General features: G+C 45.7%; 17 protein-coding genes. All 17 read right to left on the bottom strand.

The window, feature by feature from the left end; genetic code table 11:
- Positions 1-942: a class I SAM-dependent methyltransferase gene (locus GC130_RS26095; protein WP_152001316.1), complete on the bottom strand. Its 942-nt coding sequence runs from the start codon at positions 940-942 to the stop codon at positions 1-3.
- Positions 939-2,345, bottom strand: coding sequence for an O-antigen ligase family protein (locus GC130_RS26090; protein WP_152001315.1), 1,407 nt, complete (start codon positions 2,343-2,345; stop codon positions 939-941). Before GC130_RS26090 ends, GC130_RS26095 begins: the two co-directional genes overlap by 4 nt.
- A 74-nt stretch (positions 2,346-2,419) precedes the next feature.
- Positions 2,420-3,490: an exopolysaccharide biosynthesis protein gene (locus GC130_RS26085; protein WP_152001314.1), complete on the bottom strand. Its 1,071-nt coding sequence runs from the start codon at positions 3,488-3,490 to the stop codon at positions 2,420-2,422.
- 6 nt (positions 3,491-3,496) lie between these two features.
- Positions 3,497-6,097 (bottom strand): SLBB domain-containing protein, encoded by a 2,601-nt coding sequence (locus tag GC130_RS26080; protein WP_226940613.1) that lies wholly within the window; start codon positions 6,095-6,097, stop codon positions 3,497-3,499.
- Between the two features lie 139 nt (positions 6,098-6,236).
- Complete coding sequence (cysQ, locus tag GC130_RS26075; protein ID WP_152001313.1) at positions 6,237-7,019, bottom strand: 3'(2'),5'-bisphosphate nucleotidase CysQ; 783 nt, start codon at positions 7,017-7,019, stop codon at positions 6,237-6,239.
- Complete coding sequence (cysN, locus tag GC130_RS26070; protein ID WP_152001312.1) at positions 7,019-8,281, bottom strand: sulfate adenylyltransferase subunit CysN; 1,263 nt, start codon at positions 8,279-8,281, stop codon at positions 7,019-7,021. The genes cysQ and cysN overlap by 1 nt, the downstream gene beginning before the upstream one ends.
- Positions 8,282-8,291: 10 nt before the next feature.
- Positions 8,292-9,197, bottom strand: coding sequence for a sulfate adenylyltransferase subunit CysD (gene cysD / locus GC130_RS26065; protein WP_152001311.1), 906 nt, complete (start codon positions 9,195-9,197; stop codon positions 8,292-8,294).
- Positions 9,197-9,805 carry an adenylyl-sulfate kinase gene (gene cysC, locus GC130_RS26060; protein WP_152001310.1) on the bottom strand — a complete coding sequence of 203 codons (609 nt, stop codon included), beginning with the start codon at positions 9,803-9,805 and terminating at the stop codon, positions 9,197-9,199. The genes cysD and cysC overlap by 1 nt, the downstream gene beginning before the upstream one ends.
- A 160-nt stretch (positions 9,806-9,965) precedes the next feature.
- A complete protein-coding gene (locus GC130_RS26055) occupies positions 9,966-10,634 on the bottom strand; it encodes a DUF4097 family beta strand repeat-containing protein (protein WP_152001309.1) in 669 nt (222 codons plus the stop codon).
- A gap of 7 nt (positions 10,635-10,641) precedes the next feature.
- Positions 10,642-11,499 carry a DUF4097 family beta strand repeat-containing protein gene (locus GC130_RS26050; RefSeq protein ID WP_152001308.1) on the bottom strand — a complete coding sequence of 286 codons (858 nt, stop codon included), beginning with the start codon at positions 11,497-11,499 and terminating at the stop codon, positions 10,642-10,644.
- A gap of 38 nt (positions 11,500-11,537) precedes the next feature.
- On the bottom strand, positions 11,538-12,335 hold the full coding sequence (locus GC130_RS26045; protein ID WP_152001768.1) for a zf-HC2 domain-containing protein: 798 nt from the start codon (positions 12,333-12,335) through the stop codon (positions 11,538-11,540).
- Positions 12,322-12,894, bottom strand: a complete 573-nt coding sequence (locus tag GC130_RS26040) for an RNA polymerase sigma factor (protein ID WP_152001307.1) — start codon at positions 12,892-12,894, stop codon at positions 12,322-12,324. Before GC130_RS26040 ends, GC130_RS26045 begins: the two co-directional genes overlap by 14 nt.
- Positions 12,895-13,117: 223 nt before the next feature.
- Positions 13,118-13,594, bottom strand: coding sequence for a hypothetical protein (locus GC130_RS26035; RefSeq protein WP_193218023.1), 477 nt, complete (start codon positions 13,592-13,594; stop codon positions 13,118-13,120).
- 119 nt (positions 13,595-13,713) lie between these two features.
- The gene (locus GC130_RS26030; RefSeq protein ID WP_152001305.1) at positions 13,714-14,052 is read right to left on the bottom strand and encodes an SCP2 sterol-binding domain-containing protein; all 339 of its coding nucleotides are present in this window, start codon (positions 14,050-14,052) and stop codon (positions 13,714-13,716) included.
- A 222-nt stretch (positions 14,053-14,274) separates the two neighbouring features.
- Positions 14,275-16,410 (bottom strand): 3-hydroxyacyl-CoA dehydrogenase NAD-binding domain-containing protein, encoded by a 2,136-nt coding sequence (locus GC130_RS26025; protein WP_152001304.1) that lies wholly within the window; start codon positions 16,408-16,410, stop codon positions 14,275-14,277.
- A 111-nt stretch (positions 16,411-16,521) separates the two neighbouring features.
- A complete protein-coding gene (locus tag GC130_RS26020; protein WP_152001303.1) occupies positions 16,522-17,946 on the bottom strand; it encodes a DUF4403 family protein in 1,425 nt (474 codons plus the stop codon).
- Entirely contained in the window at positions 17,946-19,244 is a 1,299-nt protein-coding gene (locus GC130_RS26015) for an acetyl-CoA C-acyltransferase (protein WP_152001302.1), read from the bottom strand. Before GC130_RS26015 ends, GC130_RS26020 begins: the two co-directional genes overlap by 1 nt.
- Positions 19,245-19,254 lie beyond the last annotated feature (10 nt).

The raw sequence follows: 19,254 nt of genomic DNA, 5'->3' as shown, positions 1-19,254 counted from the left end.
TCAACCATTATTTCCTTCCGCATGTGAGTTGTTGGCAGCATAAATCCTTATGATTCCGCCTCGTTGAAACAAGCTTGCCACCACTTCCAAAACTGTCGACACCGGTAGTAACAGTCCTACTAACAGATAAAGAGGAATATTTTTCTTGTTTTTTAGACTGTGAATAAGGTCTCCTTTGTAGCCCACCAAGCCCAGGCACGTACGCAACATTCCCAGTAGGCCCACGTGCGAAGAGAAGTAGCTAATTTCGACTGGGCGAAGGCCACAAGACTCAATTAGAGAGATAATAGAGTCTTGGCTAAAATGATTTATATGACGAGGAACGTCCAATTGCAGCCAATTCTTGCCAGCCCACTTTGATTGCCAGCTATCTATATTGGGAACTTCCACAACTACCAGTCCTCCTCGAATCAAATTATCGCTTATAAGATTCGTAAATAGGTCGTGGGGTTTGTTTAAATGCTCTAAAACGTGGAATAAACTTATCACATCAAAAGGAGCGCCCAAAAGTTTGCCTTTGGAATAATAGCTGGAATCTATTTCTAATTGATAAAATTTCCTGGCAAAGTCAGCTCTTGGTTCCGAGGTTTCCACTCCGTTTGTCCTGAAACCAGCCTCCTTACACAAGGAGAGGAATTTACCCTTCCCACTTCCAAAATCAAGGACTGCGGGTTCCGAACCATACCTCTTCTTAATCTTGCCAACCACTCGATTGTACTCAAAAGAAAGCATTTTGTCAAATATCGAATTTCGATTGTCAATCACTCTATACCGCTCGTCCCTATAGATTTCTTCTTCAGAAACATTCACAAGAAAATAGGTGTACTTGTGATCGCATATTCTGCATGTCACTATTGTGAAATCTTCTGAAATCTTCATTCCGTTCTCCAATACCAACGCATCTGGCTTGGTTGAACACAAAGGACAGGAAGCTTGTTTCATATGGTGTTTAACTTGGGTTGAAGTAAGGGCCTTCTGTTGATCTGATAAACTGAAACACTATATCCCACCATCCACCACGATACAAAGGCGACATAAAGATATATCTCGGCATTGGAGGTAAAAAGTGGCAAAAACATACCCACTTTCACCGTAGCAGCTGTAAACGGTATTACTTGATGCTCTTTAGAATTCGCTAGCCTATAAGCCTTAAATGAATACCAGACCGACAGAAATAGTAAAAGGCAATAAAGAAAAAGCCCTAAAACTCCCAGCTGAACGCCAAATATGATGAATTGGTTTTCGCCGCCAACACGAAGACCCTCTACGACACCTCGGGCATTCCCACTCATCGCCAGCCCTATGCCCTGAGGTGATGCAATCATACTATCAATTCCCTCAAACCATTCTATGGCATGACCCAGGGTGGACGGCTCTTGAAAAGTAACTGTATCGTAAATGAGATCGACTGTATCCTTTGGAGCCCAAAAATAGAAATATAAGCCAGCGAGTGCCAACAATCCGACCCCAACAAAAATCATTCTGTAATACCTAAATATGATCGTGACGAATACAAGCTCAACAAAGAGCGATGCCATAGAGGCCCGGGAAAATGTTAGCACAAGTGTAATCAGGAGCAGAACTATTAATGCGGCATATTTCCCTCTTGACAGATTTTCTGTGGCATTTAACAGCAAAATGAGCGAAAGAGGGAAGGCAAGTACTACAGCACTTGCGAGCTCTAATGGGGTAGAAAAAAAGGAAGAATACCGTTTATGGCCGGCCGCAGTTTCAAAAGTCCATGAAAGCATATATTCGCCAGTTGGTTCTATTTCATTTAAGGCTTTGTTATACTGAGCATATCCGGTAAAACTATGAAAGTGCGTTCCCATTGCGGCTTCCGCGGCAACAAAAAAGAATGCTATAACCGCTACGAAAAGTATGACGTTAGTAACGATTGTGGTATCACGACCACTTTTCGAGAAGTTTCTCCCAAAAAAGTACATGATCCCAAGCATAAGAATGTTTTTAAAATAGGCCAGCTTTTCTGTAATCCCAGCCCCTCCGAGGGGCAATATTACATATGTAAAAGCAAGTAGAAGGAAGGACATAAATACTATGTCAATACTTAGAAGCTTATAACTCCAGGAAAAAAAGTCTCTCTTAAAAAAAATGAAGGTGAGAAATGCAAACAGGACAATGAGCTCTTTTGCATATTGGAAAAAAACAACGGCTGCCGTTGATCCGGTTTGCTTGTACACTAAACTTAGAATGGTAATATATGCCGGCAGGTATAGACACATAAAAACAATCACATACTCACTCCCACCCTTAAAAAGGATTTTATAAGATGAATAGCCAATAGCCAAAAGTGCGGCCAAGAAAAACAACAGAAATAAGATCATTGTTTACTGACTCTTGTCTTAAAAAGCATGGTCGATCTGTCTTTCATCCCTGGCCGAAATTCTCATTGAGAGTTCTACCTTGCTTGCAACGCATGTGCAAAGAAAAACTTCACAACAAAAAACCCTGTCGAAAGTAATCCAGAGACGAACATGCCTACAACTAGGCCTTTATACCAGCGCCATTTGTTGTTTTCAAGATGCCTCATAGGTCTGTCAATTATTTGAATCAGTGGTTGCCGATCCAAGTGGTTTAGCTTCGCCAGTTCGAGATTCTTCACAATTTCTGAATATGCAGCGAAGGACGATTGTAAATCCATCTGCTTTTGCTGAATAGGTACATTTTGCTTTCGGTTCAACACATTGTAATTCAACGTTCTCTCTAGGTTTGTTGCAATATCAAGAACGGAACTGTCAAGCACTTTCTTTACACTGTCTGCTTGATGCTGTAGAGTAGCCACTGTCTCGGTCGTCTTTCTTGTTTTACTATAGAGGTAGAAGTCACTCACTTTTTTCACCAAAGTCGTGTCAAAGGCCGCTGAAAAAAACGGATCCTTAGAATTTACCTGCACACTAATAATGTTGAGTCTCCTTGACGGTTTGTCGACTGTTATGTAGCTTTTCTTAAGTTGCTCAACTACTTCAATCAAAATACTGTCATGACTGGCTGTGAACTGCGAACGATCCACATCAAAGGACAATCCCTTAAGATAGCTCTTTGATTGCCAGGACTTGTCCCATTTCGACTCCCTTCCAAATGTATTAATGAGTCTTTCTTTGCTTCCATTGTGTTTTACCTCAGTCAGCAGCGTCTCTACTAGCATTCTCTTCGACCTGTAGAGCTCCAAAATATTCTCTCCCTTAAATAGCCCTTCCTCATCTCCTCCGAGAGATCCAAGGCTTAGGCCAAGTGAAGAAGCAAGTCCGGAGATTTGACTCAAACTGCTAGACTCCTCAAGTGCGAAGGTTGTCTGCGCTGTATAAGTCGGCTTACGCAGCGTATACAGATAGCCTAAGACGCCCCCGACCACAACGACCAAGGCGATGATTTTCCATTTATGTAACACATAGTTCACCAGAGCTGCTATTCGTAACAAAAGCTCTCTAAGTGAAATGCTATCTTCCTGAATATATTTCTCTTTTGCCATGAGGTTCTACTTGAAAGCAATTTGACTAACCACCAAAGCAATGGTAGCTAAGCCCGTGGCAACACCAATAAGATCACCCGGCTTCAAAGGTATCTTTAATGGCTTAACTGGTATTATTATCTCAGCGCCAGGCTCAACATTTGGGTAGTTTCTCATAAACAAAAATCCTTTGGTTCTAGCCACCTCCCCGTTAGCATACACCACATAAGTGCGGCCTTTTCTCGCCCGGCTGTCGAACCCACCCGCCCTGTCAATAAAATATTTAACAGACTTGCTGTTTTCATATCGTACGGTGGTGGGGTAAAGTACCCTCCCCCTCAACCTTACTGTCTGTAGCTGTTTCGGAATACTGACCACATCACCTTCTTCCAAAATCAAATCATACTTTGATCCCGGATTCGACATTATTTCTTCCAGATTGATTCCTATAATTTCGGTTTCCTTCAGCCCTCCGCCAGCCAAAAAAGGATTAGTAAGTCCCATTTCGGCGAGCCTTTCCCGTTTAGCAAAACTGGAAAGGTCCTCATTAGAGGAAAGATCGGCTGCCTTCTCGTAGAGCTCTTCATCAATTTTGTTGGACAAAAGGTTCTGAGACTCTGTACGGTCTTTCTGGCTGCCTTCGATATTCTCCTGCACGCCCTCTAAGCTTTTCATCTTTCGTGAAAGTTCAGGTTCTTCGTTGAAAAACTCTGTCCGGCGAATAAGTGTTGCTCCTTTGGGATAGGCAGATTCTGAAAGTCCACCAGCTCGCTTGACAACGTCAGAAATCTTCTCATTCACATTCCTAATGGCATACTTGCCCGGATACAGCACTTCACCGTCAATTTGGATAAACCTCTCGATACGATAGTTGGGGTTTCTTCTCACAACTACATGGTCAAATGGCTCCAGCACTGTGCCCGTGGACGTCATGCCAAGGCTTTTGTCGACCTGAATCACTATTATATCAGAGATGTCTTTAGAGTTGAGGTCTTTTACTCTTCTGGTAATCTCAATGTTCGATTCCGCAGCAGCCTCTCTCAGCCCATTAGCCTGAGCGATAAGATCTTCCACCGTCATTTTTTCCGAATAGGAGAACTCTCCCGCCTGATTTACTTCTCCAGTAATCGTAACATAGTATTCTTCCTTGAGGTCATATTTTGAAAATATGGTGACAATGTCTTCCCTTTGGATAGCAATATCTTCGTTTTCGCCAGACAGAACTTTCGCAAGATCGAACGATATCGTTTCTGTCGACAAGTCATCCAGTGTTCTGGTAATCGTAGCCCTGGAGGCATATGCATCTCCGGTGGGCCCGTCGGCCCTTTTGATAAGCTCAGTCAAGGTGAGCCCGTCGGAAAGAGAATAAGAGCCCGCTCGGAAAACAGCACCCTTTATCTGCACCCTGTTAGCATAGCGGTCAAGGATTTTTCCAACCCTGTACACGTCCCCACTTTTCGGTGTGAATATTTCAAACTGGTCTTTAAAAACATCTGCCACCATTTTTTCGGCGTCATTGTTTCTGGTCACATTTACCCGATCCTTGTAGCTTTGATCGGTGAAGCCTCCAGCGTAGTGTAGCACGTCTTTAAACGACTCATCGCCGCTTAACTCAAATATGCCAGGTCGTTTTACCTCCCCTTTAACTTCCACTCTGGAGGTATACGGATCAACAATGATCACATCTTCCTCCTGCAGCATTATATTATTCTCAGCGTTTCCTCCTATCAGGAAATCGTAGGCGTCGACGGTGGCAATAAGTTTGTTTTTGCGGAAGACCTTTATATTCCTGAAAGTTCCATTAGTTGTAATTCCACCCGCAGCATATAAGGCGTTGAAAACTGTGGAAAGTGAGCTCAGCGTGTAGGTACCCGGTAGTCTCAACTCACCTACCATATTCACCTTAATAGTGCGCACCAGACCTAAAGAAACATTGATGAAAGTATTGGGTGTTGCTCCTTGGAGGCCAATATAGGCTACGGCAAGTTTGTCGGTAATTTGCTTTTTAGCCTGATCTATCGTCTGACCACTCACCGAAATCGGCCCAAAGTTGGCAATGACGAGCTTGCCTTCTGCATTAACCCTTGCTTCGAAGTATTGCTCTGAAGCACCGTAAATATCTATGAAGAGTACGTCGCCGGGGCCTAGCACATAATTTTGCGGCGTAGGCATATTGAGGCTTGGTTCAAAGGTGAGCTTGAGGCTTTCGTTGTTAAAAAGTGAATAGCCGAAAATACGTTCCTCAAGTGGGGCCTCTTCCTCCTTTTCTCCCGGCTTCTTAGGTCCCATAATCTTATCCCAATCATGCTGCCCTCTTATCTGGCTACCTGGATACGATTTTCCATCGCTCACCCGAGCCGAACTAATTTTATTGACCCTGCCTGAGAGTTTGTTTACCTCAGCAGCAGAAAGTCCCTGGCTCTGTGCCAACTGTAGCATCTGGTCTGGCGAGTACCCCATAGACGTGCCCTTGCTCATTAGCTCGACTATTTGAGCGTCAGAGAGGTTGTCAACATTGATAGTTGAAAGATCAGGGATGGCCTGACTACTTGCTTTTGGAGAGAGGCCAATGAAAATGGCCAGAAACAAAACGGTGAAGAGACGGTATTTTGCGTTCGAAAAGGTCATGATACCTTTTTGCTTAGTCTGGTTTCGAGAAATAATGCGCAAGATAGGATAATTAATTAGCTTACTAAATAGGAATACAGCCCTGACAACGAAGGCGACAGGATAGTTGGTGTGCTAAGAAAATAAAAAAGAGAACCTGTTAATCCTCTTTTTTTGCTTTTGCTATGAAAAAATTATTGAGCAATACCTCTTTGTTGTACCTAAGGGACTCGTTTGTTTTGTTGTCTATCACCGAGCCACCTGCTGCTTCCAGTACTGCCTGCGCTGCTGCTGTGTCCCATTCCATGGTAGGCCCGAAACGGGGATAAACATCGGCACCACCTTCCGCCAGCACCATAAACTTCAGCGAACTGCCCATTGATACTATTTCAGGCTTATCGTATTGACTGATAAACTCATGCGTCTCTTCGCTCATGTGAGACCGGCTGGCCACTACTCGTACAGAGCCTGAGTATCCAGACGATTTTCCACCATCAAGCCGAGTCGTCTGACCTTTTTCTTCCAGAAAAGCTCCCTGGCCAATAATACCCCAATGCAACTTTTCCTGCACAGGTGTGTACACCACGCCAGCCACTAGCTCCGTTTTGTTAACAAGGGCAATGTTGACTGTAAATTCACCGTTTCTCTTTATAAACTCCTTTGTACCGTCGAGAGGATCAACCAGCCAGAAATACTCCCAGCCCGATCTTTCGCTGAAATCTATCCCTTTGCCTTCTTCACTCAACACCGGGATGCCGGTGTTCTCAAGATGTTTCATGATCACGTCATGAGCTGCCTTGTCGGCCTTCGTAAGTGGTGAGTTGTCGCCCTTGGTTTCCACACCAAAATCTTCTGTGTCATAAATTTTGAGAATGGCCTTTCCACCTTCGATGGCTGCTTCTTTGGCTATACCTATCAGGCTCTTAATTTTAGTTTGCTCCATCAGATAATCATCCCCGCTGCAACGGTTTCGTTGGTGGCCTCGTCGACCAAAATGATACTGCCAGTATTTCTGTTTCTCCTATAGGAATCTACCAATAGCGGTTTGGTCGTCCTGAGTTGAACCCTGGCTATTTCATTGGACTTGATGTCTTTGTCCTCCTCCATACGGTGGAGTGTGTTGATGTCCACTTTGTATTGCACTTCCTTGATGATCGCTTTCACTTCATTGCTTGTGTGAAACAATGTGTACTTAGCTCTTGGCAATGGCCCTTTATTGTTCATCCAGCATAGCATTACATCTATGTCCTGGACTGCTTTGGGTTGATTGTTGTCACGCACGATCATGTCGCCACGGCTGATATCAATATCATCTTCCAGCGTCAAAGTAACCGACATAGGAGGAAACGCTTCTGCGATCGGGCCATCCGCCGTGTCGATCGATTTGATTTTCGAAGTAAGGCCTGATGGCAACACTGTTACAGCATCCCCAGGCTTGAAAATGCCGCCAGAAACCCTGCCGGCATAGCCTCTGTAGTCATGATATTCATCAGAATGAGGGCGTATGACCGTCTGCACAGGGAAACGACAATCGATATGATTTTCGTCGCTGGCGATGTGAATAGTTTCAAGTTCATGCAGCAACGTCCCTCCGTGGAACCAGGGAGTCTTCTCCGACTTGTTTACTACGTTGTCGCCATGAAGGGCACTAATAGGAATAAACCTGATGTCTTTTACATCGAGTTTGGCCGCAAAATCTTCATACTGCTTCACCACCTTGTCGTAGGCTTCCTCAGAGTAGTCAACAAGATCCATTTTGTTGACACACACAATAATGTGGGGAATTTGCAGGAGGGAGGCAATAAAACTGTGACGGCAGGTTTGCTCAATCACCCCTTTTCGGGCATCTACCAGAATAAGTGCCAGGTTGGCGGTAGATGCGCCAGTCACCATGTTACGGGTGTACTGGATGTGTCCGGGCGTATCGGCAATAATGAATTTCCTTTTTGGAGTAGCAAAGTACCTGTAAGCTACGTCTATCGTGATTCCCTGCTCTCTTTCATCCTTCAAGCCGTCAGTCAAAAGCGAAAGGTCCACGTGACCAAGTCCCTTTTTCTTGCTGGAGTTCTCGACTGAAAGTAGCTGGTCTTCAAAAATCGATTTTGAGTCAAAAAGCAACCTTCCTATCAAGGTACTTTTCCCGTCGTCTACACTTCCGGCTGTAGTAAACCGGAGCAGTTCCATGTCCAAATATCCGTCTGACATTATCTTCTAATTAAAAATAGCCTTCTTTCTTTCTGTCTTCCATAGCGGTTTCAGATCGCTTATCATCCGATCTGTTGCCTCTTTCTGTCTGCCTTAGCGCCGACACCTCAAATACGATCTTCTCCAGCGTATCGGCATCAGATTCTATGCCTCCGGTGATAGTGATATCGCCCAGCGTTCTGAACCTGATCTTCTTCTTTTCAATTTTTTCTCCTTCACGAAGCTGCGTGAACTCTGACTTGGGCAACCATGTGCCGTCACGCCTGATTACCTCTCTTTCATGGGCAATATAGAGCGACGGTATATCGATGTTCTCTGACAAAATATATTGCCAAACGTCCATCTCAGTCCAGTTGCTTATAGGGAACACCCTGAAGTGCTCTCCCTGGTTTTTCTTGCCGTTGAAGAGGTTCCAAAGTTCCGGGCGCTGATTTTTTGGATCCCACTGGCCAAATTCATCTCTATGTGAGAAAAAACGCTCCTTGGCACGAGCCTTTTCTTCGTCTCTTCTGGCACCTCCCATCAGGGCATCAAACTTATTTTCCTCTATGGAATCCAGCAGGGTTGTAATCTGCAGCCAGTTGCGGCTCGCATTTTTTCCGGTTTCTTCCCGAACCCGACCGGCATCTATAGACTTCTGCACAGATGCAACAACTAAATTTACTCCCAGCTCTTTTACCAGATTGTCCCTAAAGTCAATCGTTTCAGGGAAATTGTGACCCGTGTCGATGTGAACGAGGGGAAATGGGATTTTGGCCGGCCAGAAAGCCTTCCTGGCCAAATGGGTAACCACTATGGAGTCTTTCCCTCCGGAGAAAAGTATCCCGGGGTTTTCAAATTGAGCAAAAACCTCTCTGATAATAAAGATGGATTCTGCTTCCAGCTCCTTCAGGTGAGTAAGATTGTACCTCGCCATTAATTTTTAATTTTTTTCAAAACTACTTCCAAAATCTTTTTTGTGCACACTTCCAGCGACTCTTCGTTGGTTTTTACTACCACATCTGCATTTTTGGGTTGCTCGAAAGGTGAGTCGATCCCGGTAAAATTTTTAATTTTCCCTTCTCTGGCCTTTTTATAAAGTCCTTTCACATCTCTTTGCTCGCACACTTCCAGAGGGCAGTCGACAAACACTTCTATAAAGTTATCCGCCCCAGCCAGGTCTTTGGCTTGCTTTCGGTCGTCAATAAACGGCGAGATAAATGCCGTGAGTACAATAGTGCCCGAATCGATGAAAAGCTTCGATACCTCACCAATGCGGCGGATGTTCTCTTTGCGTGCGTCATCACCAAAATCCAGGTCTTTGTTGAGGCCTGACCTAATATTGTCTCCGTCGAGAATGTAAGTATTAAGCCCCTGGGTAAAAAGAGCCTTTTCCACTTCACTGGCTAATGTTGACTTGCCGGAACCCGACAAGCCAGTTAACCAAACCAGCACGGGTCTGTAGCCATTTCGCTCTACTCTGTCAACATGAGTGATACTGTGCTTGTGCGGAATTATATTTTCTGAAACCGAATCAGCAGACATATTTGAAGCCGGAAAAATGAATTAACTATATTCTCTATTGGGTTAGTATAGAATTGAGGCACAAAGATAATTGAAGGTTTCCCGAAAACAAGATGAAAACCCCCATAAACCAATAAAGGGCCATGAAGGCCCTTTATCAATGCTTATCAATGTAAATGCGTTACAATCTTCGAAGGAGTATGTCTCCACTGATCGACTTGAGCTGAAGGTTCTTCCCTCCGTTGTTCAGTTTGGCGTCCAGCTTTACTCCGACAATCTCTTTCAGCCCCTTCCCGCCATCAAGGTACTCGAAGGTCAGGTCGCTATAGATGTCGCCAGAAATAGTTGACGCCTTCAACGAAACGTTTTGTGAGGCTGGCAGCTTGATGTCTACATCACCAGAGATGGTCTCAAGGGTCAGCTCACCGCCTTCAAAGGTAGTTTCAATGTCGGCGCTGATGCTTTTCACACCAATATCTACTCCTTTTGGCAACCACACCTCCACCGTCATAGTGGGAGTGGAACAGTAACAGTTTTCCCGGCCACTTCTTTGCTTCTTCCAGTAGTCCTCAAACTGTTGCTTTTTCATGTAGATGCTCAGTGCCGAGGTAGTATTGTCTACGCTGATCGTGAACTCAGGAGTAGGCCAGTCTTCTTTTTCCTCCACACTTAACACTGCCTTTGCTTCCTGTTGATCCCAGTGATTAATCTTTATCACCGACGAGAAATCAAACTCAAGGTATATCTTCTGGCCTGCTCTCACCGGGCTATTGGCTTCGGTGATGTATTGGGCCAGGAGGGTGGTCACGCTTCCCAGAAACGTGACCAAACCCATTGCTATGGCTTTCATGGCTGAATTATTTCTTCCTTAGAAAAATATCACCACTTACCGCCCGGAGCGATATTTCAACACCGCCACCGTTAAACGTTGGGTTGGCATTCATGCCTCCCCACGACTTGAGGCCTTCCTTTTCAGCAAACTTTAAATCAAGGTCAGTATAGATTTCACCAGAAACCACGCTTAGCTTAAAGTTAACTTTAGCATCCGAGGGCATGGTAATATCAATGTCGCCGCTGGTGGCTGCAAGCGAAGTTGGCTTGGTTGAATTCATTTTGGTAAAGACGATATTAATATCTCCGCTCACTGTGTTTGCCACTATCGGGCCCGATACGTCGGTCAAGATGATATCGGAGTTTTTCGACTGCACATTAACTTCGCCACTAAGGCCTTTGACTACAAAGTCACCTCCTCCGTGCCATGATTCCTGCTCGTAGGACAATCCCATGGCAGTCGGCATCTTGATTATGTAATCAGAGTCGCTGGCCGCTTTGCCTGCCCCTGAAAGCGAGATGACATTTCCTTCTGTCTTGATATTTAACCCTATCTCCGTGTTGTCGGGCCCGGTAGCTGAAAGCGGCTTCAGTCCTTTCGCTTTCTCAGGAATCCCCTCGTAGTCAAGGGCTGTAATGACCAGTTCCGTGCCGGAATAAGCCTCAAAAGTAATATCGGTTTGGAGGTTTGACACTTTAAGAGTGTATTGCTCCGGCGAGCCAGGAACCTTAAATTTGAATTCCTTGGTTTGGCCATCATCGTCACCATCCCTAACCCTGTCAACCCTGGCCAGCGACCTTGATGCGACTTCCTGAGAGTTTGCCGGAAACTGACTAAACATTGTCAGCGCCAACACTGCTGTAAATAATTTGATTGTTTTCATTGTCCTATATGTTTTGTGCTTATCAATTATTGAATGCTTTATATCAATACTTCTATGCCCAACTGGGCTTGTTTTCTCACTTCCGGCAGCGTCTCTGTGTTGTCAATCAGCGATTTCAACTTGTTCACCGCACTCTTTTCTTCGAGTTCCACCATCATGTTGATGAGTGAAATTTGAACAATCGGCTCCGTCTGAAATTCCAGGGAGCGAACCAGCTCGGCTCTCACTGTGCTGTTGACAGTCGCAAACTTCTGCAAAGCATTGGCTGCCGCCAGCCGCACATTGGGGCTGGCATCGGTATTCAGTGTGGTCACCAACGCTTCAATCAGCTTCGGGTCAACCTTGTTGTAGCTTTCGACCTGGCTAACGGCTTGTATGCGCTCGCTTGGATATTGCGCCTTCAGGTTCGCCAGCATGAGCATTTCCTTTATTTCGCTAATCTCCTCCTTCATTTCGGCGACCTGATTGTTGTCGGCGACCGGAGCATCGTCTTTGTTTCCCCACCAGTAGCCCACTGCCAGCAGCATTACCGCCGCCGCCACCCTCGACATGGCTTGCCAGGAGAAGAAAAAGACCTGCCTTGCTTTCGGACTTGAATTCAAGCCTTTCTTCTCCTCCTCAATCATGGCAAACACATCCTTTTTGAGTTTTTGGCCTGGTTGAGCTGGCTTCACCAGAGAAAATTCTTGCTCCAGCTGCAATTCCTGCTCATAGGCCTGTCTACAACTTGCACACTCATCAAGGTGAAGCTTCACTGCTTCCTCCTGATTTTTTGAAAGCATTCCGCCGATGTACTCCGGCAAAAGCTCCTCTATATGTTTGTTAGTTTTCTGCATGATTGAAATATATTTCCCTCAGTTGCTGGATGGCCCGGTGCATTTGCACCTTGATGTTGCCAACCGTCGTATTCCTTATTTCTGCTATTTCTTCGTATTTCATTCCTTCCAGTTTACCTAGCACTATCAACTCTCTTTTATCTTCCGGCATTTTGTCGAGCGCCTGGAAAAGCACCGACTCCCGCTCCCTATCCATCTCGTCTTCTTCATCGCTGTGATGTAGGTCAGCCACGTCTTCTACTTTCTTAAAATCGTCGGTAAGCTGCTTGTTCTTCCGGTAATGATCGTGGTGCACATTGCGAGCCATTTGATACACCCAGGTTTTAAATTTATACTCAGGGTTGAACGACTTGCGGTATTTCATTAACCGCATGAACACGTTCTGCACCAAATCGTCACTTACATCCTGATCGAATGTCATGCGGAGAAAGAAATTGTACAGCCTCACCTGGTACCGCTCAAACAGGTCCTTCAAATGATCCAGGTCATCGTTTTGCACCTGAATCATCAGCCACTCATCCGTTATCATCTCCACAGTTTTGGTCAGGCGATTTTGCAAGCTTTTTCGATCGATTTGGTTTGGTTACCAAAAAAGGTACGGAAGGTTACAAGAGGGAAAAAGATTTATTTGGGAAATGATAAGAGCCAGGAGTTCGAACAAGCGAGGAAAATTCTTCCTTGCAACAGCCGCAGGAATTGAAGCAGCCTGTTAAACCGATCTTGAGTTGCTGCGGGACAACTGCTTATAGAAATAGAATAAACGAAACCTTAGGAACAGATTCTCAATAGTTATCTTTCCGAGAGTAGACAATCACATCAGCTCCAGTGGCTATTGCCAAGAATTGACCATTCGAAGAAAAGCCGTAGGCTCTTAACTCAGAATCACGAAAAATGTTAAAGCAATCGTGAGAAGATTTCTCTTGATATATCGAATTCCAATTGGGTTGAAACACAATATCACAAATCGGCCAGTCAAGCGCCATGAGTTCTAAACTATCTCCGTTTTCGGTAAGAGTTGAAAGGCCTCCTCCATTTAACCCGGCAATCTTTATTTTTTCTTGGCTGACCTTACCAATCCCAAAAGACCAAAGTTCTTGATAATTCAACCAATTTCCATCAACCTCGCTATCTCTGTCACTTAGAATAAATTTTTTGCAATCTATTAGTCCACGGCCTTGGGCTGAAACAACTAACAAAATTTCAGGATATAACAGCGAGAAACCAACATCAGTTAGGCCGCCCACTGAAAATGACTTCATCTCCCAGCCAGGTGGGCAAATCGTCGTGGTGGCGCTGTCGATCAGCTTCCGCAACCTTTTCCTATTTTCCCATTCTGGGCTATTTCCAAAGAGTCTCACTGCTACAATACCTACGTTCTCTAAAACAACCTCTTGAACAGTTTCGTAAACTTCAGCATCTCGTTCAGGTCGCTCACTTTGATTTTGCCCATCATAAAGGCCATTTCGGCGCTGCGTTTGCCCAGCTCAATTTCTTCATATACGGCGTCGCTTGTTTTTATTGTGCATTTGGCTTCACCTTCCAGGCCCTGGCTGACACGGCAGGCGCCTTTCTCGATCACAGCGGTAAATTGCCCGCCGTTCTTTCCTTCTATATCAAAATGAAATATCGTTTCAAATCCTTCCTCCAATTTTTCAGGCCTGAAGCGATCCTGCAATGACAAAACTATTTCCCGTGCTATCTCTGGTTTGGTTTCCATGGTTTCTTATAGGTATCTAATGCTATTTGTCTTTCTTTTATAAATTCTCTCCAATGGTTCAAGCGTCCGCTTGGACCTTATCCGCACCAGCGTCCGCTAAAATCTCTGCCTTTCGTGCCACTAGCTTGGCTTCCAACCCTCCAAGGGGTTTTGAACCCTTGGAGGGTTTTTAATAAGACTTCTATTGTCCAGGCAAGAGGCTTGAACAATCTGCCGTATCTGCTAATAAAAATTCTTCCCGTTCCCAGCCTGCTCCACCAGCAATTCGGCCGGCTTGAACCTGGCTCCTATTTCTTTCTCCAACTGAGTCATCTTTTCAACAATAGTTTTGGCTCCTCTGGCATCGACGAACCGGAATGGGCCACCCAGAAAAGGAGGGAAGCCCAACCCAAAAACAGCCCCGATATCTCCATCTCTTGGCTCTTTCAATATGCCTTCCTGCAAACAATAAATCGCCTCATTGATCATGATCAATGATAGCCTATCCTGTATTTCGGAATCTTTAAAGGCTTTGCTTCCCCGGCTTTCTATGAACCGCAACGCCTCCTCATTCACTTTACCTCTCACTTTCTTGCCGGTTTTTCCATCGTATTGCAGAAAACCCTTTCGGTTCTTGCGCCCTTTGAATCCAGCTTCTGCAAGTTTATTCAGTAAGTCCGAACTCTTCGCTCCCCGCTTGTTGAAGAAAGCTTCCAAATCGCCTTTGTTGATATGAGCACCTACATCAATACCTACCTCATCAATCAATGTAATCGGTCCGACAGGAAAGCCGAATTTCTTCATTGCCTTGTCCATTTGTAGCGGATCGGCTCCTTCTTGCATGAGCAGCAGCGCTTCATTGATGAAGGGAGCCAGGATACGGGTAGTGTAGAAGCCCGGGCCGTCTTTCACTACAATACAAGTTTTGCCCTGCTTCACACCAACTTCCAGCGCTGTGGCGGTTACCCAATCGGCTGTTTTACCCGTAACAACTATCTCCAGCAGGGGCATTTTGGGCACTGGCGAGAAATAATGCATGCCGATGACTGTCTCCGGCCGGGAGGAGGCTTCAGCGATTTTCGTAATCGGCAATGCGGAAGTGTTGGAAGCAAAAACACAATCCTTGCGAATAGCGGCTTCAGTCTCTTTCAGCACTTTGTGCTTAATATTAATGTCTTCAAACACAGCCTCTATGATCACATCCGCTTTGTGGAATCCCTCGTATGTAGTCGTGGTGTGTACTCTGTTGATGATAGTTTCGGCGTCCGCTTTGGTGATGGCTCTTGTTTTCATCTTTTTCATCAGCACCGACCAGATGTTCTTTTTGGCCTGGGCCAATGCTGGCTCCTGCAAGTCTTTCAGCAAAATATCGGTGCCATTTTGAACTGTGACTTCCGCTATGCCTTCGCCCATCAGGCCGGCACCCAAAACTCCTAAAGTTTTGACTGGCCTGGCAAGCTCTTTCATCGGGTTTTTGCGAAGGGCATTCATCGCAAAGAAAATATTGATCAGCTGAAATGCCTCGGGCGACTGAAGCAGTTGATCGAACAGTTCAGTCTCTTTTTCGGCAGCCTGCTCCCGGGTATGGCTCAATCCGTACTTAACTGACTCGAGTATTTTATAAGGAGCAGGGTAGTTGCCGCTAGTTTGGCGAAGCATCATTTTTGTTGCCTGGCTGAAAATAATTCCCCGGGTCAGCGGGTTGCTTTCAAGCACCTTTGAAGCCAGGGGCATTTTGCTTTTTCTCCTGTACTGACCAGTCGCCAACTTTCTGGCAAATTTGACAGCCGCATCAAGTAGCTTTGGTTGATAAACCAGCTCATCCACAAGCCCCATTTTCAGGGCTGGAAAAGCGTAAACATTTCTTCCCGTCAGAATCATGCTAAGGGCATTCTGCACACCTACGAGTTTTGGGAGCCGGTAAGTGCCTCCCAGGCCAGGAAGCAATCCTAGCTTCACTTCCGGCAAAGCCATCATGGTGCTGCTATGATTGCTCGCCACTCGTCCGGCACAAGCCAGGCTGATTTCCAGGCCCCCACCCATGCAGGCACCATGAATGGCGGCTACACAAGGTTTTTTGGAGTCTTCCAAGTCACGCAGCATAGCATGGCCAGCCTGCGCTGTTGCTTTCGATTCACCCGGCTTCATTTGCAAAAACTTCTCTATATCGGCACCAGCCATAAAACCCTTCTTCCTGCTTATCAACACAGAGGCTTTTAGGCCTGAGTCTGCCTCAATCTGCTGCATTACCTCCCGAAACTGCGCCTCAGTGTCAATGGAAATCTTGTTCCACTCTTCTCCAGGCAAATCCATCCAGATCACGCCTACGTCGCCGTGTTTTTCAAGAGTCAGAAAGGAGTTTTTTGCTTTTGAAGCCATGATAAATTGAATTAAGAATCGCCTGGAAACACTCCCAGACCTTTAGTATGCATGCAGAGTAAATATAGGCGATTATTTAGGATTATGTAAGGCAAATAAACACGAAGTTCTCTATTGGCTGATCGCCTTTTGTTGCGTACTATCTTTTCGTATTTCCTGCAGCCTTATTTCGGCCATGCCTCTCACCTGAATAATCATTTGGAGGTCTTTGGAAGTAATAAGAGTAGCCAGTGGCATAATCTCCCATGAATCAATATACACCTCCAGTGTCTGCGCAAGCTTTCCCTTTTCTATCCCGCTTGTGATGAGCATGGGGATCATGTCGGCATAGGGCTGGAGTTCATAGGTAAGCTGCTTTTCAACCATCACCTTTATGGAGCTATGGAGAAGCCAATCGGCAGAAGCCAGAACGGCATCATCAGAATCTACCACAAAGTCAAAATCTTCTATCCGAAAGCTTTTGGATGCCCTGTCTATCACAGGCCTCCCCTGAAGGTACACATCGCCCCTCACATCGCCTGTCAACCCCAGCTTCACGGCCAAACCATCCTTCGTGCCGTATACCTCCACATCCTTGATTTGCGCCGAATAACCCGCCGAATCGATCTTCATTCCCACAAGTTTTTTTCTACTGTAGTTGTTGACCCTGTCAAACGGAAGCGTACACAGCACGCTTGCCACCAGACTGTCCTGATGGTCTGTTTGAAAACTAAACTCAGGTAAGGGCACTGGCCAAACAGTCAGGTCATCTCCTTCTACGAGGGTTGATATTTGAGCCGTTAATTCAGCCTGAGCTGTAATTTGTCTTTCAGGGTCACGAGTCCATCTTGCTTTCAGCGTCTCGGCTTTGGCCAGCAGCCAAATCCTTGGCTCATCCTTTTTTAGTCGGATCGGTTGCTGCAAGTCGCTCCAGATTTTTTCAATGATTTTTCTCGTGTCGATGGTCTCTTTCATAAAACCATCCAGCTTCAGTGTAAGGCTGTCCTGGTGGTCGTTCAGCGCTTTCTCCACAGGTTTTCGGAAATTGATGGTCGCAATTCCAAGATTCATCACCGGGTCGCTTTTCCAAACTATCTCCTCAATAACAGTTTTGGGCCTGATGCTCCAGTCTTTTTCAAAACCAAGCTCCGTCTTAAAGAGCAGTTCCAATTCAAACTCTATCGGCGTTTGATTTTGGATCTTCACACCCAAAATATTCTTCATGTATTGACCTGAAACTTTCAGATGAGCCCGATAGCGAAGGTCTGGTGCTTTCCAGGTCAATATAATCGGCTGTTGCTTAGTAAGCTCAAAGTAAAGACTGTCGTTTGTATTAGCCGCTACTCTCTTTCTCAGAAAGGTACCATCGATTTTCTCGTTGATAAGGGCTTCTACCTTATCCAGACTAAAGCTGAGAGGGATGGTCAGCCTTGAAACCGGCGGAGCGAGCGTTGAGTCGAGCGTTGTTCTTTCCGGGGCATCGGTTTTTGTTTTCTTGCATGAAAAAAACGCCAATCCGAGGAAGACGGAAATCAGTACACATTTTAAGATATGCATTACACCTTTTCTAGGATCATGCCATGACCATGGGCCCCGGCAGCGCACGCTGCCAGCAAGGCCAATTTGCCATTCTCCCTTTTTAATCGATTCATGGCGGTTGTTACCAACCTCGCTCCAGTGGCACCAAAAGGATGACCCAAAGAAAGTGAGCCTCCGTGAATGTTAAATTTGTCCATATTTATCTCGCCAGCTTTTGCAGTCAATCCCATCTTCTCCTTTGCAAATTGGTCGGAATTCAATGCTTTGAGATTGGTGACAATCTGGGACGCAAAAGCCTCGTGAAATTCGATAACCTCCAAATCTTTCAATGTCAGGTTTTGGCGTTGCAGCAATTTGTAGGTGGCGTAAGCCGGACCTAATAGAAGCTCTTCATTCGGATCCTGGCCAGTAAAAACGTAATCCCTGATTTGAATGGATGTGTCATAACCCAGGGCCTTGGCTTTTTCCTCGCTCATCAGAAGCACCACAGCTGCTCCATCGGTAAGGAAAGAGGCATTGCCTGCCGTTATTGTCCCGTTCTTTTTGTCGAAAGCTGGCCGCAGCTTAGCAAGTTTTTCAACAGTCGTATCACCACGATAGGTATTATCCTCTTTGATCGCCTTGAATGATGGCGGAAATTCAGCTGCTGTAATCTCACGGGCCAATATGCCTTCCTCGGCGGCTTTGGCAGCCAATTGGTGCGATCGGGCAGCAAATTCATCCTGCTCTTCCCGGGTAACACCAAATCGGGTGCCCATCAGCTCGCAATCCTGCCCCATGGTGCGGCCAGTGGAATATTCTGCAATTTGGGGCACCTCTGGTTTGAAGTCAGCCGGACGGAGAGACAACACAAACTTCAGCCATTCACCGGTCGAACGAATCTTCTGAGAAGCGAAGAGTTTGGTTCTCATTTTCTTGGGAAAGCCTATCGGAATATCCGACACACAGTCGGTTCCACCCGCAACAACCAAATCGGCATGACCAAGCCTGATCAGGTCAGCTCCCTGAGCAATGGCCTGGTTGGCGGAAATGCAGGCCTGGGAAACAGTATGTGCCGGTGTGGTAAAAGGAATACCGCCGGTAAGGGCACATTCTCTGGCCACATTGGATGTCACAATATTATGCACCACCGTACCCATGATCACCTGTTCAACCTGAGCCGCATCGAGAGAGGCTTTTTTCAAAAGACCCGAAATAGCCACAGCGCCCAGTTGATAGGCCATAAGATCCCGGTAGCCCGTGCCCGACTTTAGAAAAGGCGTTCGGGTGCCATCGACTACTACTACTTTCCTTCCGACATATGATTGCTTTGCCATATCTGGGGCT

It is taken from the genome of Imperialibacter sp. EC-SDR9 (genome assembly GCF_902498805.1).
GTDB lineage: Bacteria > Bacteroidota > Bacteroidia > Cytophagales > Cyclobacteriaceae > Imperialibacter.
The sequence above is the reverse complement of the archived record's forward strand: the minus strand, read 5'-3'. Positions and strand labels throughout refer to the sequence as shown.

Excerpts from the sequence above, each read along its gene's own strand:
- GC130_RS26090 (WP_152001315.1), bottom strand. The coding sequence starts at position 2,345 with ATGATCTTATTTCTGTTGTTTTTCTTGGCCGCACTTTTGGCTATTGGC.
- GC130_RS26055 (WP_152001309.1), bottom strand. The coding sequence starts at position 10,634 with ATGAAAGCCATAGCAATGGGTTTGGTCACGTTTCTGGGAAGCGTGACC.
- cysC (WP_152001310.1), bottom strand. The coding sequence starts at position 9,805 with ATGTCTGCTGATTCGGTTTCAGAAAATATAATTCCGCACAAGCACAGT.
- GC130_RS26085 (WP_152001314.1), bottom strand. The coding sequence starts at position 3,490 with ATGGCAAAAGAGAAATATATTCAGGAAGATAGCATTTCACTTAGAGAG.
- cysN (WP_152001312.1), bottom strand. The coding sequence starts at position 8,281 with ATGTCAGACGGATATTTGGACATGGAACTGCTCCGGTTTACTACAGCC.
- cysQ (WP_152001313.1), bottom strand. The coding sequence starts at position 7,019 with ATGGAGCAAACTAAAATTAAGAGCCTGATAGGTATAGCCAAAGAAGCA.
- GC130_RS26050 (WP_152001308.1), bottom strand. The coding sequence starts at position 11,499 with ATGAAAACAATCAAATTATTTACAGCAGTGTTGGCGCTGACAATGTTT.
- GC130_RS26080 (WP_226940613.1), bottom strand. The coding sequence starts at position 6,097 with ATGACCTTTTCGAACGCAAAATACCGTCTCTTCACCGTTTTGTTTCTG.
- cysD (WP_152001311.1), bottom strand. The coding sequence starts at position 9,197 with ATGGCGAGGTACAATCTTACTCACCTGAAGGAGCTGGAAGCAGAATCC.
- GC130_RS26095 (WP_152001316.1), bottom strand. The coding sequence starts at position 942 with ATGAAACAAGCTTCCTGTCCTTTGTGTTCAACCAAGCCAGATGCGTTG.
- GC130_RS26035 (WP_193218023.1), bottom strand. The coding sequence starts at position 13,594 with ATGAAGTCATTTTCAGTGGGCGGCCTAACTGATGTTGGTTTCTCGCTG.
- GC130_RS26030 (WP_152001305.1), bottom strand. The coding sequence starts at position 14,052 with ATGGAAACCAAACCAGAGATAGCACGGGAAATAGTTTTGTCATTGCAG.
- GC130_RS26015 (WP_152001302.1), bottom strand. The coding sequence starts at position 19,244 with ATGGCAAAGCAATCATATGTCGGAAGGAAAGTAGTAGTAGTCGATGGC.
- GC130_RS26045 (WP_152001768.1), bottom strand. The coding sequence starts at position 12,335 with ATGCAGAAAACTAACAAACATATAGAGGAGCTTTTGCCGGAGTACATC.
- GC130_RS26025 (WP_152001304.1), bottom strand. The coding sequence starts at position 16,410 with ATGGCTTCAAAAGCAAAAAACTCCTTTCTGACTCTTGAAAAACACGGC.
- GC130_RS26020 (WP_152001303.1), bottom strand. The coding sequence starts at position 17,946 with ATGCATATCTTAAAATGTGTACTGATTTCCGTCTTCCTCGGATTGGCG.